At 42.8% G+C, this 23,206-nt stretch carries 22 protein-coding genes; 16 read left to right on the top strand and 6 right to left on the bottom strand.

Going from position 1 to position 23,206, the window contains the following annotated elements; translation table 11 throughout:
• Positions 1 to 65: 65 nt before the first annotated feature.
• The 11 genes from atpG to P5V12_RS19345 all read left to right on the top strand — a co-directional run bounded on the left by atpG (position 66) and on the right by P5V12_RS19345 (position 14,081).
• Positions 66 to 929 carry a F0F1 ATP synthase subunit gamma gene (gene atpG / locus P5V12_RS19395; protein ID WP_316954730.1) on the top strand — a complete coding sequence of 288 codons (864 nt, stop codon included), beginning with the start codon at positions 66 to 68 and terminating at the stop codon, positions 927 to 929.
• A 63-nt stretch (positions 930 to 992) separates the two neighbouring features.
• Positions 993 to 2,405, top strand: a complete 1,413-nt coding sequence (gene atpD, locus P5V12_RS19390) for a F0F1 ATP synthase subunit beta (protein ID WP_316954729.1) — start codon at positions 993 to 995, stop codon at positions 2,403 to 2,405.
• A gap of 60 nt (positions 2,406 to 2,465) precedes the next feature.
• On the top strand, positions 2,466 to 2,888 hold the full coding sequence (locus P5V12_RS19385; protein ID WP_316954728.1) for a F0F1 ATP synthase subunit epsilon: 423 nt from the start codon (positions 2,466 to 2,468) through the stop codon (positions 2,886 to 2,888).
• 148 nt (positions 2,889 to 3,036) lie between these two features.
• Positions 3,037 to 4,395: a bifunctional UDP-N-acetylglucosamine diphosphorylase/glucosamine-1-phosphate N-acetyltransferase GlmU gene (gene glmU / locus P5V12_RS19380; protein ID WP_316954727.1), complete on the top strand. Its 1,359-nt coding sequence runs from the start codon at positions 3,037 to 3,039 to the stop codon at positions 4,393 to 4,395.
• 226 nt (positions 4,396 to 4,621) lie between these two features.
• Positions 4,622 to 5,869: an HD-GYP domain-containing protein gene (locus P5V12_RS19375; RefSeq protein WP_316954726.1), complete on the top strand. Its 1,248-nt coding sequence runs from the start codon at positions 4,622 to 4,624 to the stop codon at positions 5,867 to 5,869.
• A 5-nt stretch (positions 5,870 to 5,874) separates the two neighbouring features.
• Positions 5,875 to 7,305 carry an ATP-binding protein gene (locus P5V12_RS19370; RefSeq protein ID WP_316954725.1) on the top strand — a complete coding sequence of 477 codons (1,431 nt, stop codon included), beginning with the start codon at positions 5,875 to 5,877 and terminating at the stop codon, positions 7,303 to 7,305.
• A gap of 9 nt (positions 7,306 to 7,314) precedes the next feature.
• The gene (locus tag P5V12_RS19365; RefSeq protein WP_316954724.1) at positions 7,315 to 8,076 is read left to right on the top strand and encodes a TlyA family RNA methyltransferase; all 762 of its coding nucleotides are present in this window, start codon (positions 7,315 to 7,317) and stop codon (positions 8,074 to 8,076) included.
• Between the two features lie 105 nt (positions 8,077 to 8,181).
• Positions 8,182 to 9,924, top strand: coding sequence for a hypothetical protein (locus P5V12_RS19360; protein ID WP_316954723.1), 1,743 nt, complete (start codon positions 8,182 to 8,184; stop codon positions 9,922 to 9,924).
• 20 nt (positions 9,925 to 9,944) lie between these two features.
• Entirely contained in the window at positions 9,945 to 10,475 is a 531-nt protein-coding gene (locus P5V12_RS19355; RefSeq protein ID WP_316954722.1) for a hypothetical protein, read from the top strand.
• Between the two features lie 81 nt (positions 10,476 to 10,556).
• A complete protein-coding gene (uvrD, locus tag P5V12_RS19350; RefSeq protein ID WP_316954721.1) occupies positions 10,557 to 12,737 on the top strand; it encodes a DNA helicase II in 2,181 nt (726 codons plus the stop codon).
• 315 nt (positions 12,738 to 13,052) lie between these two features.
• Positions 13,053 to 14,081: a sugar-transfer associated ATP-grasp domain-containing protein gene (locus P5V12_RS19345; protein WP_316954720.1), complete on the top strand. Its 1,029-nt coding sequence runs from the start codon at positions 13,053 to 13,055 to the stop codon at positions 14,079 to 14,081.
• Here P5V12_RS19345 and P5V12_RS19340 read toward each other — a convergent pair whose 3' ends face one another.
• The 5 genes from P5V12_RS19340 to P5V12_RS19320 form a co-directional block, all read right to left on the bottom strand.
• On the bottom strand, positions 14,082 to 14,591 hold the full coding sequence (locus P5V12_RS19340; protein WP_316954719.1) for a porin family protein: 510 nt from the start codon (positions 14,589 to 14,591) through the stop codon (positions 14,082 to 14,084).
• A 9-nt stretch (positions 14,592 to 14,600) separates the two neighbouring features.
• Positions 14,601 to 15,524 carry a sulfotransferase domain-containing protein gene (locus P5V12_RS19335; protein WP_316954718.1) on the bottom strand — a complete coding sequence of 308 codons (924 nt, stop codon included), beginning with the start codon at positions 15,522 to 15,524 and terminating at the stop codon, positions 14,601 to 14,603.
• Positions 15,524 to 16,429 carry a hypothetical protein gene (locus tag P5V12_RS19330; RefSeq protein ID WP_316954717.1) on the bottom strand — a complete coding sequence of 302 codons (906 nt, stop codon included), beginning with the start codon at positions 16,427 to 16,429 and terminating at the stop codon, positions 15,524 to 15,526. The genes P5V12_RS19335 and P5V12_RS19330 overlap by 1 nt, the downstream gene beginning before the upstream one ends.
• Positions 16,430 to 16,661: 232 nt before the next feature.
• The gene (locus tag P5V12_RS19325) at positions 16,662 to 16,835 is read right to left on the bottom strand and encodes a hypothetical protein (protein ID WP_316954716.1); all 174 of its coding nucleotides are present in this window, start codon (positions 16,833 to 16,835) and stop codon (positions 16,662 to 16,664) included.
• 191 nt (positions 16,836 to 17,026) lie between these two features.
• Positions 17,027 to 18,931: an asparagine synthase-related protein gene (locus P5V12_RS19320; protein ID WP_316954715.1), complete on the bottom strand. Its 1,905-nt coding sequence runs from the start codon at positions 18,929 to 18,931 to the stop codon at positions 17,027 to 17,029.
• Between the two features lie 122 nt (positions 18,932 to 19,053).
• On the opposite strand from P5V12_RS19320, the gene P5V12_RS19315 reads away from it, so the two are divergent.
• The 5 genes from P5V12_RS19315 to P5V12_RS19300 all read left to right on the top strand — a co-directional run bounded on the left by P5V12_RS19315 (position 19,054) and on the right by P5V12_RS19300 (position 22,639).
• On the top strand, positions 19,054 to 19,335 hold the full coding sequence (locus tag P5V12_RS19315) for a lasso peptide biosynthesis PqqD family chaperone (RefSeq protein WP_316954714.1): 282 nt from the start codon (positions 19,054 to 19,056) through the stop codon (positions 19,333 to 19,335).
• Positions 19,336 to 19,403: 68 nt separating this feature from the next.
• Complete coding sequence (locus P5V12_RS21820; RefSeq protein WP_410483303.1) at positions 19,404 to 19,859, top strand: lasso peptide biosynthesis B2 protein; 456 nt, start codon at positions 19,404 to 19,406, stop codon at positions 19,857 to 19,859.
• A complete protein-coding gene (locus P5V12_RS19310; RefSeq protein ID WP_316954713.1) occupies positions 19,751 to 21,616 on the top strand; it encodes an ABC transporter ATP-binding protein in 1,866 nt (621 codons plus the stop codon). The genes P5V12_RS21820 and P5V12_RS19310 overlap by 109 nt, the downstream gene beginning before the upstream one ends.
• Positions 21,555 to 22,190 carry an aspartyl/asparaginyl beta-hydroxylase domain-containing protein gene (locus tag P5V12_RS19305; protein ID WP_316954712.1) on the top strand — a complete coding sequence of 212 codons (636 nt, stop codon included), beginning with the start codon at positions 21,555 to 21,557 and terminating at the stop codon, positions 22,188 to 22,190. The genes P5V12_RS19310 and P5V12_RS19305 overlap by 62 nt, the downstream gene beginning before the upstream one ends.
• Before the next feature lie 146 nt (positions 22,191 to 22,336).
• A complete protein-coding gene (locus tag P5V12_RS19300; RefSeq protein WP_316954711.1) occupies positions 22,337 to 22,639 on the top strand; it encodes a DUF6916 family protein in 303 nt (100 codons plus the stop codon).
• 8 nt (positions 22,640 to 22,647) lie between these two features.
• On the opposite strand, the gene P5V12_RS19295 is transcribed toward P5V12_RS19300, so the two are convergent.
• Positions 22,648 to 23,142 carry a GNAT family N-acetyltransferase gene (locus P5V12_RS19295; protein WP_316954710.1) on the bottom strand — a complete coding sequence of 165 codons (495 nt, stop codon included), beginning with the start codon at positions 23,140 to 23,142 and terminating at the stop codon, positions 22,648 to 22,650.
• Positions 23,143 to 23,206: the final 64 nt, after the last annotated feature.

The raw sequence follows: 23,206 nt of genomic DNA, 5'->3' as shown, positions 1-23,206 counted from the left end.
TTGTAAGCGCCCGCGTTTTTGTTTAACAAAAACGCGGAAAGTCATTTTTAATTTAGAAAAAAGTTATGGCTAGCGGAAAAGAGATACGTACCAAAATCGGTAGCATCAAAAATACGCAAAAAATTACCAGCGCAATGGAAATGGTTGCGGCGAGTAAAATGCGTAAAGCTCAGGACCGTATGGAAACGGGCAAGCCTTATGCTAAGCGTATACGTGCTGTTGTTGGCCACTTGGCGGCTGGTAATCCGGAATACAAACACGTCTACCTAAATGAACGCAATGTAAAACGAGTCGGTTACATTGTGGTATCCACAGATCGTGGATTGTGTGGCGGTTTAAATATCAACCTCTTTAAAACAGTAATCCAACACTCTAAAGAGTGGGCAGATAAAGGCGTTGATGTCGATTTGTGCATGGTCGGTGCCAAGGGTGCTTCATTTTTCAGTAGTGTGGGCGGGAACATCGTCGCCAGCGTTCGTGACATGGGAGAACAACCTTCCATATCCGACTTGATTGGTAGCGTAAAAGTCATGTTGGATAGTTTTGTCGAAGGTCGGTTGGATAAGGTTTTCTTGGTGGGAAATGAATTTGTTAACACCATGACCCAGAAACCAACTGTTCGTCAGTTACTACCGCTAAAGGCTGATGATGACCAGATGCTGCATAAGCACTCATGGGATTACATCTATGAGCCTAACCCAAACTCCTTGTTGGATGGTTTGATGGTTCGTTATATCGAATCTCAAATACATCAGGCGGTTCTGGAAAACGGTGCTTGTGAACAAGCTGCACGAATGATTGCAATGAAGAACGCAACAGAAAATGCCGGCGAACTCATTGGTGAATTGCAGCTGGCATACAACAAAGCCCGCCAAGCCGCGATTACACAAGAGCTATCGGAAATTGTGGGTGGTGCTGCGGCTGTTTAATCAGACGCAACAACGCCAGAAAGAATATTAATTTTTACATATTGAGTATACGAGGAAGCGAAAATGAGTAGCGGACGTATCGTACAAATCATCGGTGCGGTAATCGACGTGGAATTCCCACGTGATTCTGTGCCTAAAGTCTACGACGCATTGAAGGTAACGGAAAGAAACCTGACTTTGGAAGTTCAACAACAGCTAGGTGATGGTGTTGTTCGTGCGATTGCTATGGGTGCTTCTGAAGGCGTAAGCCGCGGTATGACCGTAGAAAATACGGGTTCACCTGTTTCGGTACCTGTGGGTGAAGCAACGCTTGGTCGCATTATGGATGTATTGGGTAACCCAATTGATGAGTGTGGCGAAATTGGTGAACAAGAGCGTATGCCTATTCACCGTAAAGCGCCTGCTTATGATGAGTTGTCTTCTGCAACAGAACTACTTGAGACTGGTATTAAGGTTGTTGACTTGGTTTGTCCATTCGCTAAGGGTGGTAAAGTTGGTCTGTTCGGTGGTGCGGGTGTTGGTAAAACCGTAAACATGATGGAATTGATTAACAACATCGCACTTGAGCACAGTGGTCTTTCTGTATTCGCCGGTGTAGGTGAACGTACTCGTGAAGGTAACGACTTCTACCACGAAATGCAGGAATCTGGCGTTGTAAACGTAGATGAGTTTACTAAGTCTAAAGTGGCCATGGTTTACGGTCAGATGAACGAACCACCTGGAAACCGTTTGCGTGTTGCGTTGACCGGTTTGACTATGGCGGAGAAATTCCGTGATGAAGGTAAAGATGTACTTTTGTTCATCGACAATATCTACCGTTACACGCTTGCGGGTACCGAAGTATCTGCACTTTTAGGTCGTATGCCATCTGCGGTAGGTTACCAACCTACTCTAGCCGAAGAAATGGGCGTACTTCAGGAGCGTATTACTTCCACTAAGACTGGTTCGATTACTTCTATCCAAGCGGTATACGTGCCTGCGGATGACTTGACTGACCCGTCTCCAGCAACCACGTTTGCTCACTTGGATGCAACTGTCGTACTGAGCCGTGATATTGCTGCGAAAGGTATCTACCCTGCGATCGATCCATTGGACTCTACTTCCCGTCAGCTTGACCCGCTTATTATCGGTCAAGAGCACTATGAAGTTGCCCGTGGTGTGCAATCTGTTCTTCAGCGCTATAAAGAGTTGAAAGACATTATTGCTATCTTGGGTATGGACGAGCTTTCTGAAGAAGATAAGCAAGTAGTTGGTCGTGCACGTAAGATCGAACGTTTCTTATCTCAGCCGTTCCACGTAGCAGAAGTATTTACTGGTTCTCCAGGTAAGTATGTGTCTCTTAAAGATACCATCTCCGGCTTTAAAGGCTTGTTGGCTGGTGAATATGATCACCTTCCAGAGCAGGCTTTCTACATGGTTGGTGGTATTGACGAAGCTGTAGAAAAAGCTGCGAAAATCGCAGAAAAAGCAGCTTAATTGGTCAAAGTAGCGGAGAATGAGCCGGTTTCCGGCTCTTTAGACTAAAAGGTATTGAATATGGCTTTAACAGTCCATTGTGACATCGTAAGTGCCGAAGAAGAGATCTACTCCGGCCTGGTCGAGATACTTGTTGCTACGGGTTCTGAAGGTGAGTTGGGTATTACCTATGGCCATGCGCCTTTGTTAACCGGACTCCAACCTGGGCCGGTTCGTATAAAAAAGCAAAACGGTGAGGAAGAAATCTACTACATCTCTGGTGGGTTTCTAGAGGTGCAGCCGCACGTTGTTACTGTTCTTGCAGATACCGCTCTTCGTGCAGATGATATGGATGAAGCGAAAGCTAAGGAAGCAAAAGCCAGAGCCGAACAAGCATTAGCAAATCAGGGTGATAACATCGACTACTCAAAAGCGGCAGCTCAGTTAGCAGAAGCGGCGGCTCAGTTGAGAACCCTGCAAGCGATTCGTAGAAAGGTTCGCTAACAGATGATAAGGCGGGATAAACATGAACACTTCGTTGATTCCGTGGGTAATCTGTAAATAGAACAATAACAAAAAGGTGGCTTATGCCGCCTTTTTGCATTTTAGATAGACTAAAAATTTGTTGGACACTTTTAAGGAGAAATACTAAGTGCTCGATATCGTTATTCTTGCTGCCGGTAAAGGCACGCGCATGCGTTCCAATAAACCCAAGGTATTGCACCCTATTGCGGGCAAACCTTTTGTGTCTCACGTGATCGATCGATCAAGGGAAATCAACGCAGATAATATCAACGTTGTAGTCGGCTTCGGTGCTGAGCAGGTCTATGAAGAGCTGGATGGCCAGGGTCTCAATTTCGTGGAACAGATAGAGCAGTTGGGTACGGGGCATGCCGTTCAGCAAGCTCTACCGTTTATCCGCGAAGAAGCCGCTGTACTGATTCTATATGGTGATGTTCCCCTGATTGAATCCGATACACTTCGTCAGTTGTTGAGCGTGGTATCTGAAACCTCAATGGGGCTGTTGACTGTGACTCTGGCGAACCCATTGGGTTATGGGCGAATTGTTCGTAACCGCATTGGGTCGATCGAAGCCATTGTGGAGCAGAAAGATGCTTCCAAAGAGCAACTTGAGATTAACGAAATCAACACCGGGGTCATGGCGCTTAAAGGCAAGCACCTAATCAAATGGTTGCCTCAGTTATCGAATAACAATGCTCAGGGCGAATACTACCTGACCGACATTATTGAAATGGCGGTTGCTGACGGGATAGAAGTACGTGCCGCCCACCCTCACCATGAAGCAGAGGTGATGGGGGTCAACAATCGTAAGCAGCAGGCTGAACTTGAACGTATTTACCAGGCTCGTATCGCCGAAAAAATGATGGCGGATGGTGTTTCCATTATCGACCCAAGGCGTTTTGATTTACGCGGTTCGCTAACTACGGGCCACGACTGTTTAATCGACATCAACTGTGTTTTTGAAGGTGTCGTGATACTTGGCAATAACGTTACCATAGGCCCAAATTGTGTGATCCGGGATTCTGTTATTGCTTCTAATACCATTATTAAAGCTAACAGTATTATCGAGGGCTCGAAAGTATCAGATGGTTGTGTTGTTGGACCATTTGCGCGGCTAAGGCCTGGGACAGAACTGCTTGAGAACGTCAACGTGGGCAACTTCGTTGAAACCAAAAACTCAACTATTGGTAAAAATACCAAAGCTAACCATTTGTCCTACATTGGTGACAGTAAAGTTGGCGAAGGTGTTAACTTTGGTGCGGGATGCATTACCTGTAACTATGATGGCGCAGAAAAACACCAAACAAATATCGGTGACGATGTGTTTATCGGTTCCAACTCTGCATTGGTTGCGCCCATAACGATTGCGACAGGTGCGACGATTGGTGCAGGCTCCGTCATCACTAAAGGCGTTGAGCAAGGCCAGTTGGCAATAAACCGAGCTCGACAAGAAAACCATGACAACTGGGATCGCCCAAGAAAAAAATAGGCTTCCGTTTGGCAACATGGAAAAGCCTTTAGGTTTTTCTGTGTTGCTTCTTGGAATACCTAAGTACGAACTCTCATCTACGTTTGCCTCTCCTTAGCAAAAATTCTGTTTCTTTAGATCAAACTTTCATTATCTGACGCCAGAGCGTGACTTTTTGGGGTCTATACTGAATGAGGTCACCACAGCATCTCTATGTGGCAGTGATAATTGTTTGTATGAGACGAGAATGAAATCTAACCAATCCGTAATCAAGATTGCGATAGAGCAGCTGGCTATAGGCATGTACATCACAGACATGGATATACCGTGGATCGATAGCCCATTCGTGCGTCATAACCGTTTAATAAAGTCAGAAAAAGATATTCAGAAGTTACGTGAAGCCGGTGTTAAGTATCTGCTAATTGATATTAAAAAAGGGAATAAACCGAGCGATAATCCCGATTCAACTTCCCAACCAGAGGAGAATAAGAAAACACTAGACAAGCCAGAAGAAGATCAAGATTTATCTTCGCCTTCTTCGATGAATCAGGAACTTAAAGTTGCATTAAGTATTCGTAACAAGGTCAGGCATGTCATTACTGATATACATAACCAGATTAGTAACAACACCCCCGTTCCGCTCGATGATATTACCCCGTTAGTTGACGTAACAATTGAGAGTTTAAGCCGTAACAACCAAGCTCTTATGAGTTTGGTCCATCTAACACGCACAGCTGAAAAAATTGCCGATCATTGCTTTAGTACATTTTGCCTGGTTTTGAATATTGCAATGGAAAGAAAGCTGGATAAGGAACAGACAGAAATATTAGGGTTGGCCGCCCTGCTCCACGATGCTGGTTGGGCACGTTTACCCATCAACCTAATGGGTAAACGTCAAACCTATACGCAAACAGAAAAAAAATTATTAGCTGCACACCCTCAGATTGGTCTAAATATTGTTTCGGAAAAAAGTATATCGGAAACATGTGCAAGAATTATTCGTGAGCACCATGAACGCCTTGATGGAAGCGGTTACCCAAAAGGCCTAACTGCGGATCAACTACACCCCTTAACGATGTATCTCGCTGTTGCTGATCACTATGATGAATGTGTTCATCAGCTGCAAGACAGGCCAGGTATGTTGCCAAATAATGCGCTAAGAGAACTGTATATTCAGGCTGAAAAAGGTATTTTTGACGTTGATGCTGTTGCCGCCATGATTTCGATGCTTGGTATCTATCCGGTGACGACGGCAGTAAAATTAAATACCGGAGAAAGCGGCGTGGTGTATGAAGTAAACAGTAAATCACAGTTGCTTCCTACGATTATTATCTATTACGACAATAAAAAACGCGTTTTGCAAAAACCCCTAAAAATAAATTTGAGTCAACAAACCGATGAGGATACTAAAAGAACCATAGAATCCATTTTAGATCCGAACAGTGCTATAGACGATCCAGAAAGAAAGTTCCATTCAGAATATGACTTGGTGTAGATTAGGTGAGTACTAAAGATCTAGGCAGTTCCTTAAAAGAGTGGGCAAAAATTTGGCCGGACGGAATTATTGCAGTTGATCATCAACATAAAATTGTTGACGTATCGGAAACCGGTTTGAATCTATTGCAGGCAGGAAAAAATGACCTGCTAGAAAAAAGTCTCCACCATGTACTTTGTGTAAATATTCGAAATCTCCAGCATTCTGAAGAAGATTGCCCTTTCAACGGTGCGGGTAACTATAGCAACACGGATGTGATATCGGCGGTTTGGAACAAAATGAATGGTGAATACATCGGTGTGGATTATCGTATTATTCATTTTCCTGAAGATCCGACGATAAAATACATCCTGACTTTTATTGATAATCGGGATCTGGATTATAACCGAGCCGAACTCGATAAGTTTGCCGCCTATATTAACAATAGCCCCAACCCCATCGCGGAATTTGATCGGGAAGGATATTTAATATTTAGTAACGAAGCAATGCAGGAACACCTGGTCAGTTTTGGATTTTCAGATGAAGGGCAAGCCCGAATTCTTCCTGTGGATTTTCAACAAATCTGCCGTCAATGTGTTGAGCAAAAGAAAACAATATCATCGGTTGAAGTCAATGTATTGGGCCGTTGGTTTTCCTGGTATTTTCAACCGGTTGTTATTCAAGACGAAATAACTATTCTTGGCTACGCTATCAATATTTCAGAACAAAAGAGGGCGCAAGAGGAAGCGCGTCTGGCAAGGGAAAGATCGCGTAGAGATTTTTACGCAAAAATGATGCATGAACTCAGAACGCCTTTAAATGCGATTGTTGGATTTGCCGATGTGCTTTTGTGGCGAGCGAGCAAAAATTTATCAGAAAAAGATCTACGGTTGCTGAAAACCATCAAAAACTCCGGGCTGCAATTAAATGACCAGATTTCCGATACCCTGGACATATCGAAAATAGAAGCCGGAAAAATGACTGTGGAGTTAGAGCAATTTGACTTACAGGAACTGCTATCTGAAATCGATGAGCAAATGCGTACCCTTGCGGCCAACAAGGGGCTTATCTACGAGTTTATATGCCCGGGGAATTTGGATATTGTCACCGACAAACGCAAGCTTAGACAGATATTGCTTAACCTTATCTCCAACGGAGTAAAATATACCCAAGAAGGTAATGTGACGTGTATTGTTGAGCCAATAATTGAAAAACGCTCTATTGAATTTCGAATTGAAGATACGGGTATAGGTATTGCAGAAGATCAATTGAGTGGTTTGTTCCAATCCTACCAAAGAATAAAAGATGAAAAAAACAAAGGCATACTTGGTACAGGGTTAGGTTTGGCACTGGTGGAAGAACTGGTACGGCTATTGAGAGGTACTATCCACGTGGAAAGCGTGTATGGAGAAGGTAGCCAGTTTATTGTTACACTCCCCAGCAAACCACTCGAATAAAGATGTTGTATGAAATCCGTTAGACTGGACGCCCTTCTTGTAAACAAAGCCCTCTGCCATTCCCGAACCCATGCTCAGGCCCTAATTTCCGAAGGAAAAGTAGAAGTTAAGATAGCCGGTGATTGGGAAATCTGCAGCAAAGCATCAAAGAAAATCGCAGAAGACGCCGAACTTAAAGTAAGTGCCAGCGATACTCAAAAATATGTATCGAGAGCTGGCCTAAAACTCGAAGCTGCATTAAGAAAAGCTGATATCAGCCTTGATGGTATGTGTGCTCTGGATGTGGGTCAGTCTACCGGCGGGTTTACAGACTGTTTACTGCAGCATGGAATATCAAAAGTAGTGGGAGTCGATGTGGGTCATAGTCAATTGGTTAGAGCTCTGGCATCGGATCCCAGAGTATTTTGCTATGAGAATATTAATGCGCGCGAACTCGATTTTACCCATATACGTGATGCGGGAATCAGGGAGTTTGACCTTATTGTGATGGACGTTTCCTTCATATCACAAACCCTTATTCTGCCGCGATTGATCCAGTTTATGAAATCGGGCGGACACCTAATCAGCTTGGTGAAGCCCCAATTTGAAGTTGGGCCAGAGGGAATCGGTAAAGGGGGAATGGTGAAACATAGCGATCTCTACCAAATTGTTGAAGAAAAAATCAGAGAAGCGGTAACCTCTCTGGGCTTGACGGTGTCAAATTACTTCGAGAGTGTGATTAAAGGTGGCGATGGAAATACGGAATTTTTTATCGTTTGTCGTAGCTCATGACAGTTTTGTTTTCTCAAGTTTGTGCTGAGCAGCCACACGGAGGTTGTTGATTTCACCTATGATTAAGTGATTGGCCCCAAAATATGTGACCGGAGTTATTTTGTAATGCAGCTATCCAAGTACATTGGCGTTATTGTCGCACTGATTTGTTTAGGCACCGTTGGTTGCGGTGGTGGTGGATCCGGTGGTAGTGGGCCTATTACCTCTTCCAGCAGCTCAAGTTCCTCAACAAGCTCTAATTCGTCCTCTTCATCAAGTTCCTCCAGTTCATCGTCATCGACTTCGGGCTCAGCTGGTACCAGTAGTTCTAGCTCCAGCTCTTCGTCAAGTTCCAGTAGCTCGTCCGGGTCTGGTGGAATAACGTTATCTGGTACGGTTACCTACGATAGGGTTATGCCTAGTGAGATTGGTTATGGGCTAGATCATGATAATGAGGTTCGAACGCCTCTTAAATGGATCACGGTTGAGCTACTTAACGCCTCGTCGCAAGTTGTGATGTCTACATCGACAGATGACCTTGGTCAGTACCAGTTTAATGTTACGCCAAACACCAGTTACCGAGTGAGAGTGTTGGCAGAAATGAAGAGGACAGGGACTGCATCTTGGGATTTCTCTGTAACGGATAATACGAGCGGCAATGCAGTCTATGCTATGCAGGGCAGTTTGCTGAGTTCTGGAACAACCGATTCTATTCGTGATTTGAATGCGCCAACGGGTTGGGGTAGCTCAAGTTATACGGGAACTCGGGTTGCTGCACCTTTTGCCATTCTCGATTCCGTTCAGGAAGCCTTGGTGTTTTTGCTCAATGCGGATAACTCAATTCAGCTTATCCGTTCTGAATTGCGCTGGAGTGTTAATAATAACGAAAGCACTATTGGTACGTCCTACTATGACAGTGGTGAAAACAATATGTATATATTGGGTGGGGCTAATTCCGATACCGATGAATTTGATCGAAGTGTTATTCAGCATGAGTTTTTCCACTATTTAGAAGACACCATCTCCCGATCCGACAGCATTGGTGGATCGCACAGCGGGGGTGAAAAACTGGATTTTCGTTTGGCCTTTAGTGAAGGAATCGCCAATGCGTTTACAGGAATAGTGTCTGGAACCGGCACCTATCGAGATACGAGTGGTCTGGGAGATGCGAGTGGTTTTGAACTTAATTTTGAGAGCAACAGTTATAGCAATAAAGGTTGGTTTAGCGAACGAACTGTTGAACGCTTAATATATGACCTGTATGACGATACGGCTGAGATTGGCGATTCTGTTGAGCTGGGTTTTTCTCCGATTTATCAGGCCATCACTGCTTCAGATTACAAAAATAATGATGCTCAAATTAGTATATTTCCATTTCTTAATCAGTTAAAAACGTTAACCTCCAGTTCTGTTGATGGTCAGATCAATATCCTCGCAAGTAATCACGGTGTCAATGGTTCGGGTAACTATGGTGCAGGAGAAACCGTCAATGGTGGCAATTCATACAACCTGCCAGTGTATGAGACTTTGACATATGGCAATACGGTCAATGTATGTTCAAGTAACGTCGACGGAGAGAGCAATAAGCTATCTAACAGGCGCTTTATTTCGGTAACCATTTCCAGTGGCGGCAATTACACAGTAACGGCAGCGAAAACGGGTGTATCCGGAGTAAATTCCAACCCTGATATGTTTATCTACAGTAAGGGAACACTGATCGCTACATTTGTTTCAAATGACTCTGACATTGAAACCGGTGTTGGTACCCTCCAGGTGGGGAACTACGTTATCGAGCTTTTTGAACGAGAAAATGTTGATGATGATAGTGGGACAGGTGGATATATTTGCCACAATGTTACCGTTAACTAATTTATTTTTAGGATAGAGATATGACCCTTCTTCTAAAAAAAGAAAAGCTTGTCCTGGTATTGTCGTCCGCTTGCTTGCTGTTATGCAGTTGTTCCAAGCAATCCCCCGGGACGGTTGATGCAGTTAACGAACAGCATGAAGTGCATTCTGAGAAATATGTAAAGCCAGGTGCGAATGTCGTCATTCGGACAGTCTCTCCCATTCGCCTGCCGGCTTATTCCGCAGAAAAAATTGTGCTAAGTATCGCAACAGGGTTGAAAGCCGGTGTACTCAAAGCTGAATTGATTAAGGCCGAAGGGCTTAACCCTGAAGTAACGAGCTGGGTATATGAAATTGGTAAGGGTGACCTATCTATCACTATTCCTGTTACCACTGAAGAAGACGGGTATTACTCTATAGCTTTGAGTTTCGAGACGGAACATGAAGGCGAGAGGCTTTTGAGGGTATCAGGTGTCGATGTCATTGTTGGTAACCCGCCAGAGCAAGTTAAAAAAACCAATACGCCTGAAGGTGGTATACAAATAATGGATGCGGAAGAAAAAGTCCACTAAACATAACATCTGTATAAATATACATAAAAAAGGGCTCTAAGGGCCCTTTTTTCTTATCCGTCTCTGGTACAATTCCCGCCCATGGACGTAAACGAACTTATCAATGACTTAAACGATGCGCAGCGGCAGGCCGTTTGTGCGCCCCCCACAAATCAACTGGTACTTGCTGGCGCTGGTAGTGGTAAAACCCGCGTACTTGTTCACCGTATTGCCTGGTTGGTACAAGTGGAAGGTGTGTCACCTCATGAAATTCTGGCGGTAACGTTTACCAATAAGGCTGCTCGGGAAATGCGAGAACGCTTGTCTTCCTTGCTGCAGGCTGCTCCGGGCGGTTCCATGTTGCGAGGTATGTGGGTGGGAACATTCCATGGCCTTGCCCATCGGTTACTTAAATCTCATTGGCATGAAGCGGGATTACCGGAAAACTTCCAAATTCTCGATAGTGATGATCAGCTCCGTGTAGTAAAACGGGTTTATCAAGCATTGAACCTGGATGATAGCCGCTGGCCATTTAAGCAATCCCAGTGGTTTATTAACGGTCAGAAAGATGAAGGGGTACGGGCACAGCACATTACCGAAGGTCATGACCCCTATTTAACCACCATGAAGATGGTATATGCCGCCTACGAAGAAGCCTGTGAACGTGGTGGTATGGTGGATTTTGCCGAGTTACTGTTACGTTCCCACGAGTTGTGGCTGAAAGATGCCAACCTACTCAAGCATTATCAAAACCGTTTTAAATACATATTAGTGGACGAGTTTCAGGACACCAATGCCGTACAGTATGCCTGGTTGCGAGTTTTGGCGGGCCAAACCAGCAAAGTGATTGCTGTGGGGGATGATGACCAGTCCATTTATGGTTGGCGCGGTGCGCGAATCGAAAATATTCAAAAGTTTGAAAAAGACTTCGAGCAAGTAGAAATCACTCGCTTGGAACAGAACTATCGTTCCACAGGAACAATTTTAAAAGCCGCCAATGCGGTGATCGAGAATAATGCTGATCGGATGGGTAAATCCCTATGGACCTCTGATGCTGACGGAGAGCCCATTGATTTGTACGCTGCTTTTAACGAGCAGGATGAAGCGCGTTATATTGTTGATCGTGTTCGGACTTGGGTAAACCAAGGTAATAACTACAGCGATGCAGCCATATTGTACCGTTCCAATGCCCAGTCCCGGGTACTGGAAGAAGCGTTCTTACGCGATGGGATGCCTTACCGGATATATGGCGGCCAACGTTTCTATGAACGTATGGAAATTCGCAATGCTCTGGCATACCTGAGGTTGTTGGGTAATCGACACGATGATGCGGCTTTTGAGCGGGTTTTTAATACGCCCACCCGTGGTATCGGCAGCAAAACTCAGGATGACATCCGCATGATGGCTCGGGAACAAGGTTGCTCTATGTTTCAGGCCACCGTTGGTGCAGTCAATCACGGGGTATTTACAGCGCGAGCGACTAACGCGCTTAAAGGATTTTTGGTTTTACTGGATGAACTTCAGGAAGCCACTACCGGTATGGCTTTGGCGGATATTGCAGAACACGTTATTCGCAACAGTGGTTTGTTGGATTTCCATCAAAAAGAAAAAGGTGAACGAGGCCAGGCTCGTGTGGAAAACTTGCAGGAATTGGTAAACGCCTGTCGAGCCTTTGAAGCAGAAGAAAGTGACCTGACGCCATTGCAGGAGTTCCTGGACAGCGCAGCGCTGGACGCTGGTGATGCGCAAGCCGATGACTTTGAAGATGCGGTGCAAATGATGACCCTGCATTCGGCTAAAGGCTTGGAGTTTCCGTTAGTATTTTTAGCCGGGATGGAAGAAGGTTTGTTTCCGCACAAAATGTCCGCCGAAGAACCTGGTCGGCTGGAAGAAGAGCGTCGACTGGCGTATGTAGGAATCACCCGGGGCATGGAAAAACTGGTGATGACCTATGCAGAATGTCGACGCCTGCATGGCACAGACACCTTTAATGCGCTGTCTCGGTTTGTGCGGGAAATTCCAGACCAATATATTCAGGAAGTGAGAATCAAGTCGGCCATATCCCGTCCTGTTTCCTATGCGCAGAAGGTCAATACTGCGGAGATAACTCAAGATTACCCAGGATTGGGGCTTGGCCAGCAGGTGTTTCACCAAGTATTTGGCGAAGGCACAATTTTGCAATTTGAAGGTCAGGGTAATGGCGCGCGGGTTCAGGTTAAATTTAATACCGAGGGAATTAAATGGCTGGTACTGCAATACGCAAAACTGGAGCCATTAAGCTAAGCTGTGTAGATTAGATTGGTTCTCCTCGAAGTGTTGGGTAGAGAACCAATCTAATCAATAAAAATAATTTGCTTCAAACGCCGGTAAAAAACCATGCTCAGTGATGTATGGCGACGTAGACTCAAACAGTATTGCTTACCCAAGCACCCTTGCGCCGTTCTCAGCTGGCGCTATCTGTTCTCCGATCATAAAAGTATCCAACTCCACAAACGTGTGTTATTTCACCGCTTAAAAAAATCGCCTCAAATCATTTGGCTACCTGTCGCCGTTCTCAGCTTTTTCTGCTGGTATATGTTTAATAGTTGGTGGCAGTGCATGACTTGTTGGTTGCGAAATAGAAAGCAAATCCAAGATGAATATCACATTACATACTTGAAGCAATTTCTTGGAGTGTTAAAACATGCTTTGCTTCACTCGGTACCGCCGCGTTTCTATTATCGATATCAACTGTATTTGAATAATAAACACCAATGGCCGGACTTTATTTATACCCATGAATTACCCGCTTGGCACCAGGCTTTCTCCCAACAATTTAGTGCGGAGAGTCGAGCATTTTTAACGGATAAAAAGTTTTTTGCTGAAAAGCTTCAACTTGCTGATTTGCCTTCCGTGCCACAGGTCGAAAAGACATTTATCGACGGAAAGCCGAATGAGAGTATATTGTTTCAGAAGAAATCGCTTTTTTTTAAACCTATAAATGGAAGTCGAAAGCAAAACTGCTTTGTTTTGAATTACATAAAAAACGGAGACAAGTACCGGTTAGAACAACCAAATACCCAAACACTCACTAGTGCTGATTGCATACAGAGTTTTATTCAAGGTCAACTTAGTAAGCGAAGCTATTTAATCCAGCATTTATTGAAAAATAGTGCTTGGTTTACATCTTTGGGTGTAGATACAGACCTTATCGTTATTCGACTCATTACGGGTAGAACTAAGGGAGATGTATACCCTCTCTGTGCAGTTTTAGAGCTCCCTACGGGTAAGAACAACAGTCGAATCATTCCTATGTATATTAACGCCAATACTGGGAAAATAGACAAAATTAAACGGCTACCGATCAAGGATAGCACCATCAAAAACCTTTTAAACCTGCTGAACGAAAAACGCTTACCCGACTGGGAAAGTATAAAAGCATTTACCAAAGCAGCTCACAATATCTGTCCAGATGTCAGGACAGTTGGTTGGGATCTAGCTATCAGTGATCAGGGCATCGTGTTATTAGAAGGCAATTTCAATTGGGGAGTGGAAGTCCATCAGTTAAACTCAACCAAGCTGATGGACTATTTTTTAACAGCTTTCGAAAACAACAAGCTGACACTAAAAGAAATAGATATACCCTAACTATGGTCCAGAAAGTTCTATGCCATCTTCCTTTATATAGCGCATATACTCAGCATTAATCCCCCAGCGTTTGGTTACAAAAATATCCACACCCAAACCGAAGGAAGTGTCCGACTTTTCCAGTGCCATAGAAAAGTCGCCGTTGTTAAAGTCAAACTTACTTTCCGTGTAACCAATAACCGCATACGGTGAAATATGGTTAGTGACCGGGATACGACCCAACAAATAACCGCCATAAAATGTATCCAGACTAATATCTACACTTGCTTCGTCAGTTTCAAAACTTTCATCTTGCAATGAGGTGCCTATTCGCCATTCCATGGATACATACAGATCAATAGTTGCGCCAAACCTGCCGTAAACAGAGTTAAATGTTATATCGTCTTTAAATCCTGTCTCTTCATACTTTGCAGCGAAAATACTGCCATTTGCATAGGAGTGAACATCGTAGCTACCGGAGTAACTATTAGTTGATGCTATAAAAAGAACAGCAACAATAATTCTACACATAGGTGTTCCCTACTCCATTATTAGTGCTTCTGTGTCGGTGCCTGTACTGACTGACATAGTCTTGTCGTCCAGATAACCAAGCTTTTTCATTGTTTGACCTTGGGTATCCACGATTTTTGCTACTTGTTGCGGAGATAATGTAGATTGCCACTCACCAACCAGACCTTTCCTGAAAAATCGTTGAGATGCTGCGGGGCGTTCGATAAACCCGAATTCGTCTTCTTGAGATTGCAATAGCTTAAGCGAACAGTTCTGGATAGCTGATCGTAGCTCCTGATGGGTTGTGGTAATACCGAGAAAGGATGCTAATCTGGCAAAATGCGTTTCTGGGTCATCGACAAGATCTTCGTACTTTAAAATTAATATATTGGCTATGTTGGCATGCAACCAGCTATTAACGTGGCCGGACCAGTCCAATAGTTTCTGCCTAAATTGAGGGAAAAACTTACTAGTTGTGTCACAAAAGCAAAAATTTGGGTCAATAATATTGTCAATTGCCTTATCTAGCGAACAATTTAAGTGGTGAGAAAAAGAAATCGCGACATCCAGTGGGTTTCTGACAATGTAAACTACGCCTTTAGCTGCTTCCATAGGAAACAACGGAATACCAGTTTTAACATATGTATATGCATCGTGTACTTTATGGTATTTCTCTTCTGATTCGATCGAAGTATGCTCGGATAACCACTGATAGCATTTTGGCCGCAGTAGATCGATCTCGTCGTGACTTAACTCGTTAATATCGAAATCCAAAGCCTGCTCTACCCACTCTCTAGCACTGGCTATGGTTCCAGCATCAATCTGATTGATATCAATAGGTTTATCCGACCCATAAATAAGGTTCGTAAGAAATAAACGAACCCAAGTGTTACCCGACTTTGGGTAAGAAACAAGCCAATAGAATTCTGTACTATGTCTTTGTGTATTTTGCATCAAGCGACACATTTTTCTTGCTCAAGATCTTTTTCGATTATGTTGACTAATGCATCGACACAAAATTTTTGCTTGGGACGAGTGATTCTTTTTAACTCTACTTTATTCGCCAGTTCTGAACAAATTTTCAAGTGTTGGGGTTTCAAACCCAAACCTTCGAGATGACCGTAGCGGTATGTCTGTGCTTTTAACGGCATGAACTTATCCATACCTCGAATGGTTTCGAGGTCAACTGTATCTTTGTTATGTGTTTTGAGTATATATATTCTTTTAACCGGTAAAGGTGTATCACAAAAGCCGTCGGTGTTTAACGGTAGCGCAAATTTTTCTACATGGTAGCGAATGCGTGTAAGCGCTTGAGTGTCGATATCAAATTTATTCGCAGTATCTTGCCAAATTTTTATTTGTGGATAAGTCGGTTGAACTTTAAAACTATCATCTAATACCGCCAGGTCGTCGGATAATATCTGGTAACCCCTTTTATAAAAGGCTGTTGCCAGTGTGGACTTGCCATTTCCAGAGTTACCGGCAAACACTATACACTCGTTGCCAACCCGAATGGCATTACCATGAAGTATTAACCGATTACGTTGATGCATAATGGCGCCCATACAGGTACCTAATACATACAAACGGATACTCTGCATGTCAGCATTTTCTTCTGGCATGATGTGGACAGTATTCCCATTGAAGACATAAAACCAAGCGATTCCCGGTACGTGAAACCATAACTCGTTCGGAGCAGTTTGACTGAAGGGTTTAACTACCACTGGAGTGAGTAAACCTGAATAACTAACCGCTGCTAGTCGAATCACAATATCAGCTTTTGCTTGATAACACATAGCTAACGGTGGAAGTTCGATGTCGCTTTCGATATATAGTCCAAAAGCAGTATAGATTCTCATTGCATCACCATTTTAAGCAAAAACATTGGTGTGTTGTATGATAATTTTTATTTTAATATCACCAAGATATATATTGAAACTTGACAACGATTAGATAATGATCAACTAGACTTGGTTAACAGTTGGTATAAAACGATCAAAAACGATGTCGGAAACCAAAGAACTAGTCATGTACATTATTATTGTCTTCAGCCCTTTTAATCCGAAATTGGTCATATTGAACTAATTATATTCAAGACGGCCCTGAGTCTGTTGTTACTTCTGCTGTGGTGTTATAAGTTTTACCTTCTGCTCTTTCCATGCCAAGCGTTGTAAGCTTTGGCGTATTCCACAGTTGCTTCGTTTTATTTTTGTTATCGTCTAAATTCGCCAGATTAGGTGAAATATTTTCCGAATCTGTAATCATATAAAGCTCCTTGGCCAATAATCACATTTTTACCATATTAGGTTATAGATGCTACATTTCATATAATCAAGTTCGTTAGTAAAAATATTTCAACTTACAACAAATTAACCTCAAAGATATCTAAATCCTCGATAGCTTTGAATGAGCTATTACGTGTCATAGATTCCAATAAGTAAAAAAATAAGATTGTTCTAATCAAGTTGTTTCCTTACGCTGGAGAAATAGAATTTCTCTGTATTTATGAGGTAATCCAAAGCTCGAACATAAAATGGGTTTAATGAGTCAAGGCATTTTTGTATTTTGCTTATGTTACATAGACTTTTAGCCAGTTCACTTTGTTGCAGCCTATCCGATAACTCATGCTTGTATCTAAACAAATTCCTCTCTCTGTACGTTTTAGGATAAATCGCATCAGATTTTATGCGCCATCTAATTTTTTCGGTTGTGTAATTATTCAAAATATAGCGTATTGGATACCGTTCAATGGCGTTGTGTATCTTTATTCGGGCGGGCAAGCTGTGACAAAATTCAACAAGATCAATATCAAGCATGGGGAATCGGTATTCTAATCGACTCATTCGTCCATATAACTCTGACTGAGTAAGGATATTCGTTAACCCGAGCTCATAAATTTCATATTGTTCTTTATCTTGCACGGTAGTTTTAAAGGAGTCGCTTCTCTTACGCTGTGCTCTTTGAGCATATATGTATGACCACTTACTATGCAAAAAATGATTTTCAACTCTAACATCTTTTTGAAGCAATGCTGTTAAAGTTGAACAAGACGCCAAAATACGCTTTGGTATTAGGCCTTTGATAAGTACTCGAACTAATGCTAATGTCGGATTGGAATACCTACCTCGTTCATATTGTGTTGTCAGCAGTTGAAGAAGCTGAAATAATTTCATGTTGCGTAACAGATCGTAGGCATATTGATCGCCGTAACTGGTAACGCAATGATCTCCTCCCCACCCGGAAAGCAAAACACGAATACCCTGTTGTCCAGCTAAATGAGAACGGATAAATCGTCCTCCAACAAAAGGAAAGACACCACCTAGATGTCTAAATAGAGTGTTGTTACCTTTGTTTATATATGCATATCGATTGAAAGCCTGTTCTTGTTGCCATATAGGGATAAGGTTGTTATGCATATCAATCATGTCGAGAATATCGCGATATGTTCGTGACCATTCTCCTTGCTGGTCTGAAACAGGATGAATGCAATCAAAGGAAAATGTATATAGCGGTTGTGATTTAAGCAGTTTAGCTGCATAGCCTGTAACGGCATTTGAATCTAACCCCTCACTCAATTCTGTACCGATAGGAAATTGGGAGTCTAAACGACGTGAAACAGCTTGCGAGAACAGCTCTTTGAATTTGTTCAACAACGCTTCGTCACTCAGATCCTGCCAATCGTTCTTGGGTGTTAATCGCCAGTAGCGGCGAACAATCAATCCGTTCTTTTTGCTGTATTCTAGAATATGCGCTGGTGGAAGCTGTTTGATATGTTTGTTGGGTGATTCGAAATGCTGGGGAGACATCGACCAAATATGAGATAACACCTCTTCCTGATCAGGAGGAATATTTTCACACCATTCGGAAGTATAAAAAGCCCGATGTTCATTGGTAAGCATAAGACCATCAGGGTTTTCTGAGTAAAATAAGGTCTTAACTCCAAAATGATCTCTAGCGCAAAAAACTGAGTCTTCTAGCTCATTCAAAATGATAAAAACAAAGTCACCCTTGAGATGTTGAACACATTCATTACCCCACGCGTAATAGGCGTGAAGAATTATTTGGCTATCGGTGAATACGTGTGATTTTTTATCGAGGGACAACATCTCCATCAATACCGCTCGGTTATCTAAGCGGGCATTGGCTGTGATGGCCAGCTTTTTTTCGCGCCAATAATACGCACCATCGTGGGTGGAATCCCTGGTGTTGAGCAATAAGCCCTTCCCCAATCCTGCATCGTTCGTCTCGCTAAACCAGTAACTGGTGTTATCTGGCTGCCAATAATCTGAGGCTTGACGCATCTGTTTAACAGTGAGTTCAACACGCTGTTTGTTGGAGAAAACTGCATAAATAGCGCTCATGTTCCCTTGTGCCTTGCCTCTTTATGGTTGTATTCCAAAACGGGTAAGCATTCAAATTTGCGTTTGACACATAAATGAACTATTAACTTACACACCCATAATAATTATTTAGGAATATGGTTATGTCGGTAACACTGTCCAGTATAGCCCAGAGAAATTCAGAAATCGTCGAAGCAAACATTGATGGTGAAACTGTGATGATGAGCATCGAAAACGGGAACTATTATGGTTTGAATACCATTGGCAGTAAAATATGGGAGCATATTGATACCCCGCTCAGTGTAGCGGAGTTATGTGATCGATTAACTGAAGAATACGATGTGTCTTTGAGCCAATGCCAATCAGAAGTGATTGCATTTCTCAACTCGTTGAATGAACAAAGCATTATTATGGTAACTGACTAATCGATTTTATAGTTGATCCGTTAGTAGACGTTGTGGGAAAAAAAGGGCGCCAAATAGTTAAACGCTTCATGGCATTGCCGTGGCAAGAAAAATGTTGGTTGCTATTCGCTTTCCCTGCTAGCGGCGTTGTTCGTTTAATGATTGTGTCCCTCCCGTTCAATATCTACTCCCGCTTTCTCGGCCATTATTACCGAAATTTTTTACTCTCATCGCTCGTATCGCAAGAGCAACTGCGGTTGGCCTGGCGAATTGGGCGTATTATTGAGTCGGTATGTAAATACACACCTTGGAAATCTAAGTGTTTTGTCCAAGCGGTGTTGGCGCGTATATTATTGGGGATGTATAACATACCCTACGTTTTACATATGGGGACTCGTCTTACAGGTATGCCTGATCAACCGATGAAGGCACATGTTTGGGTGAAAGTTGGTCCCTGGATTATTGTGGGCCGAGAGGGACACCGAGCGTATCCTGTCGTGGCGACTTTTTTATCCCCTCCTACAACAAGCAGCACGCCATGCTGAACAGCAGCAGCTTTAATACCCTGAAGCGGGCTTTTGCTAATTTCTACCGCTTTGCACCCGCAAAGCAAAATGCAATTTTGTGCTTAATGATTTTGCAGAATTTGAGTGCTGGGATCGGTTTGCTTTTTATCATTCCGCTACTTCATCTAATTGGCATTCAGCTGGGCAGTGCGGGCGACGTTGGTCTTTCTGATTCGATTAGAAGGTTCGTACGCGACGAGGGAATAGAACTCTCCTTATGGCAGGTGTTAGTCGTCTATATTCTTCTAATCAGTAGTATTGCTACTATTCGATACCTACTTACTGTGAATACGGTAAGTTTGCAACAATCCTACATTAAATATTTACGTCTTCGTCTATATCAACAGCTCGTGAACAGTCACTGGCAGTTTCTCGTGTCCTGTAAAATGTCCGATTTCATTCATGGTCTAACTGGGCAGATTCAGACATTGGGTCATACATCTAATCTTATGTTTTCGCTCATTAGTCAATTGGTGACGGGGGTGAGCATCGTGGTATTTGCTCTGGCATTGTCTTGGCAAATGAGCATGCTCGCCTTGGCATTTTCGCTGGTATTGGTGGGAGTATTGCTTCCTCTCAATCGATTGATTTTTCAGTCTGGACATAAAGAATTGATGGGATTCAAGGCGATATTTCAAATGCTGTCTGAACAACTTATGAACATTAAAATAATAAAGAGTTTTGGCCGAGAAGCGTATTTCTCGGAACAGTTGAGCACCGTCAGTTCACAATTGGAGGATCAACGTCTACACGTTACCAAAATACATGCGCTGTCACAGTGGAGTTATTTGGTGTTGTCCGTGGTGATACTTAGCGTTTTTTTCTACACCTCCTTTAACCTTATTGAAGTGCCGCTCTCTTCTATTCTTTTGATACTTATCGTTTTTTCTCGATTTATGCCTTTGCTCTCGGCGATGCAAAAAAACGTCCAACAGTTGTTACATAGTGTCCCCGCCATCGAAGATGTGTATCGGATAGAAAAAGCGTTAAGAGCGGTCCAAGAAGAGGCGAAACAAGAAGAAGCGAGCTTATATTTTGAGCGATGTCTTAAACTATCCAGTGTCTCCTATACTCATCCAGGAAAAAATAAACCGACGATCGATAACTTTTCCGTCACTGTAGAGAAAAACCAAACGCTGGCGTTGATGGGCGAATCCGGCGTAGGTAAATCTACTTTGGCAGATATACTAGCCGGACTGTTGATGCCATCGAGCGGATATCTGTACTGCGACGATCAGCCTATCACCACTATTAACCAGAGTTTATGGCGTAACAATGTCGCGTATGTCACGCAAGATACATTTCTTTTTCACGATAGTCTTCGGACGAACTTGTCGTGGGTTGTGCCTGAGGTAACCGATGAAGAAATTTGGCAAGTACTAAAAATAACGGCGTTAGATCAATTTGTTGCTGCATTACCTCTTGGTCTGGACACCATTATCGGAGATAGAGGCATAACCATATCGGGTGGAGAGAGGCAACGCCTAGCATTGGCAAGGGCGTTATTGACTAAACCGCAGTTGTTAATATTGGATGAGGCAACAAGCGCTTTAGACGAGATGAATGAAAAAAAAATACAGCAAGCGTTAGATCATATTCACGGTAGGCTTACCATCGTGATTATCGCACATAATAAAGCGACGCTCGCTCACGCAGATCAACGGGTGATTTTGTATGAAAACGGATATCGAATCGAACAGAGGTCCTGTAAGTTGTTACCTGGGGAACGTGTTTAATGAACATGCGTTAAATCAGATCCTTAATACGCTTGCTACATTGAATGATTGGTTGCCCCATGTTAACACGCGAGCCTATGCTGGAGAATGGGATGTCTACCCATTACGTTGTCTAACCTGTCATGTTGACTCCCATCCAATTCTACAAGCGTTCAGTCACGAAGGGGAGGAAGCCGCCAATGCGTCTGCCTGGAAAAATCTGCCCGCTCTTCAACTATTTCCTCTGATTCAACACTGGTTGGATACAGTCGATTTCCCCGTTCGTTCCGTGCGATTTATGCGCCTTAGATCAGGTGCAGAAATATTACCGCATCGAGACAGAGGTGTTGGATTGTTTTACGGTGAAATACGTTTACATATTCCTATAGCGACTTCCACTGAAGTCGCATTTTTTGTTGAAGGACAATCTGTGCCAATGCAATCCGGCGAGTTGTGGTATATCGACGCCGATCGTGAACACTATGTGAAGAATATGGGCAAAAACGACAGAATTCATCTTCTCATTGATGGCAATGCCAATATTGCTTTACAAGAGAAAATCTGCACAAGAAAACACATAAAACTTCCTTTATAGTATTTCTTATTAGAAAAAATACTGTATTAAATTGCGTCCATCAGATGAGACGAATGCCAATCTCATTTACCTGCCTTCTGTTTTACTTTTTATAAGCTAGTCTGGTTATTAATACGTTTGATCAAAGTTATAACAAAGGCATTTAAATGGATTCCTACAACTTTCGTAATTTAACATCCATTATTGGTGAAAAGATCACGGTTACAGACAAACAAGGTAACCAAGTGCAGCTTACTCTTTCAAGTGTTACTAAAAATAAAATTGATGGTGAACAATGGGAAGCGTTCACCGCGTCTTATATCGGATCCGATGGATTTCACATTCCGCAAGGCACCTATTCGTTTAAGCATGAATTGTTTGGTGAGAAACAACTTTTTTTGGTACCCAATAGCCAGACGAGTTATGAAACCGTTGTGACTCGAGAAAGAGCCAACTTAGCGGAAGCCTGAAATATTGTTTAACCTGATGGTTGCCACTCCATAAGAATATATATTTCATTGGTTTGGCTTTTATCGGTAAAGCCTAATCGTTCATAGAGTTTTTTGGCTGGATTATTCCGCTCTACGTGAATCGTAACGGGTTTATGAAGTTCGGTGGCCTCGGCGAAAATGCGATTGAATAAATAGCTACCAATACCGTTATTTCGAAACTTAGGCATGATCGCTATATCGACAACGCGAACTTCATTTGGCCAGTAATCAACGAAAAAGCGACCAATTGCCTGGTTATCAAGTTCGATAATATTAAAAAAATCGGTATTGTAGTTTTGAATATAGTGTTGGTATTGAGCCGCAAACTGTTGTGCAATAAATGCGACTTTTTCCGCTTCGCTAAAATTAGTGAGTGCAAGTTCGTCTTCTCTAATTGATGCGTAAAGATCTCGCATAAATATGATGTCGCTGTGAGTGTGTAAGCGTAGCGAAATTCTGTCGGACAAAATACGATCATTCACAGTTAGGAATCCTTTTTTTAACGTGTAGTTTGAATCTCAATGGTTGTTATGTAAAGAAAATAAG

The sequence above is a fragment of the Teredinibacter sp. KSP-S5-2 genome (assembly GCF_032773895.1).
Lineage (GTDB): Bacteria > Pseudomonadota > Gammaproteobacteria > Pseudomonadales > Cellvibrionaceae.
The sequence above is the reverse complement of the archived record's forward strand: the minus strand, read 5'-3'. Positions and strand labels throughout refer to the sequence as shown.

What these genes read in the sequence shown, in the direction of transcription:
- atpG (WP_316954730.1), top strand. Translation starts at nt 66, where the DNA reads ATGGCTAGCGGAAAAGAGATACGTACCAAAATCGGTAGCATCAAAAAT.
- atpD (WP_316954729.1), top strand. Translation starts at nt 993, where the DNA reads ATGAGTAGCGGACGTATCGTACAAATCATCGGTGCGGTAATCGACGTG.
- P5V12_RS19385 (WP_316954728.1), top strand. Translation starts at nt 2,466, where the DNA reads ATGGCTTTAACAGTCCATTGTGACATCGTAAGTGCCGAAGAAGAGATC.
- P5V12_RS19375 (WP_316954726.1), top strand. Translation starts at nt 4,622, where the DNA reads ATGAAATCTAACCAATCCGTAATCAAGATTGCGATAGAGCAGCTGGCT.
- P5V12_RS19365 (WP_316954724.1), top strand. Translation starts at nt 7,315, where the DNA reads ATGAAATCCGTTAGACTGGACGCCCTTCTTGTAAACAAAGCCCTCTGC.
- P5V12_RS19360 (WP_316954723.1), top strand. Translation starts at nt 8,182, where the DNA reads ATGCAGCTATCCAAGTACATTGGCGTTATTGTCGCACTGATTTGTTTA.
- P5V12_RS19355 (WP_316954722.1), top strand. Translation starts at nt 9,945, where the DNA reads ATGACCCTTCTTCTAAAAAAAGAAAAGCTTGTCCTGGTATTGTCGTCC.
- uvrD (WP_316954721.1), top strand. Translation starts at nt 10,557, where the DNA reads ATGGACGTAAACGAACTTATCAATGACTTAAACGATGCGCAGCGGCAG.
- P5V12_RS19345 (WP_316954720.1), top strand. Translation starts at nt 13,053, where the DNA reads ATGACTTGTTGGTTGCGAAATAGAAAGCAAATCCAAGATGAATATCAC.
- P5V12_RS19340 (WP_316954719.1), bottom strand. Translation starts at nt 14,591, where the DNA reads ATGTGTAGAATTATTGTTGCTGTTCTTTTTATAGCATCAACTAATAGT.
- P5V12_RS19335 (WP_316954718.1), bottom strand. Translation starts at nt 15,524, where the DNA reads ATGCAAAATACACAAAGACATAGTACAGAATTCTATTGGCTTGTTTCT.
- P5V12_RS19330 (WP_316954717.1), bottom strand. Translation starts at nt 16,429, where the DNA reads ATGAGAATCTATACTGCTTTTGGACTATATATCGAAAGCGACATCGAA.
- P5V12_RS19325 (WP_316954716.1), bottom strand. Translation starts at nt 16,835, where the DNA reads ATGATTACAGATTCGGAAAATATTTCACCTAATCTGGCGAATTTAGAC.
- P5V12_RS19320 (WP_316954715.1), bottom strand. Translation starts at nt 18,931, where the DNA reads ATGAGCGCTATTTATGCAGTTTTCTCCAACAAACAGCGTGTTGAACTC.
- P5V12_RS19315 (WP_316954714.1), top strand. Translation starts at nt 19,054, where the DNA reads ATGTCGGTAACACTGTCCAGTATAGCCCAGAGAAATTCAGAAATCGTC.
- P5V12_RS21820 (WP_410483303.1), top strand. Translation starts at nt 19,404, where the DNA reads ATGGCATTGCCGTGGCAAGAAAAATGTTGGTTGCTATTCGCTTTCCCT.
- P5V12_RS19305 (WP_316954712.1), top strand. Translation starts at nt 21,555, where the DNA reads ATGAAAACGGATATCGAATCGAACAGAGGTCCTGTAAGTTGTTACCTG.
- P5V12_RS19300 (WP_316954711.1), top strand. Translation starts at nt 22,337, where the DNA reads ATGGATTCCTACAACTTTCGTAATTTAACATCCATTATTGGTGAAAAG.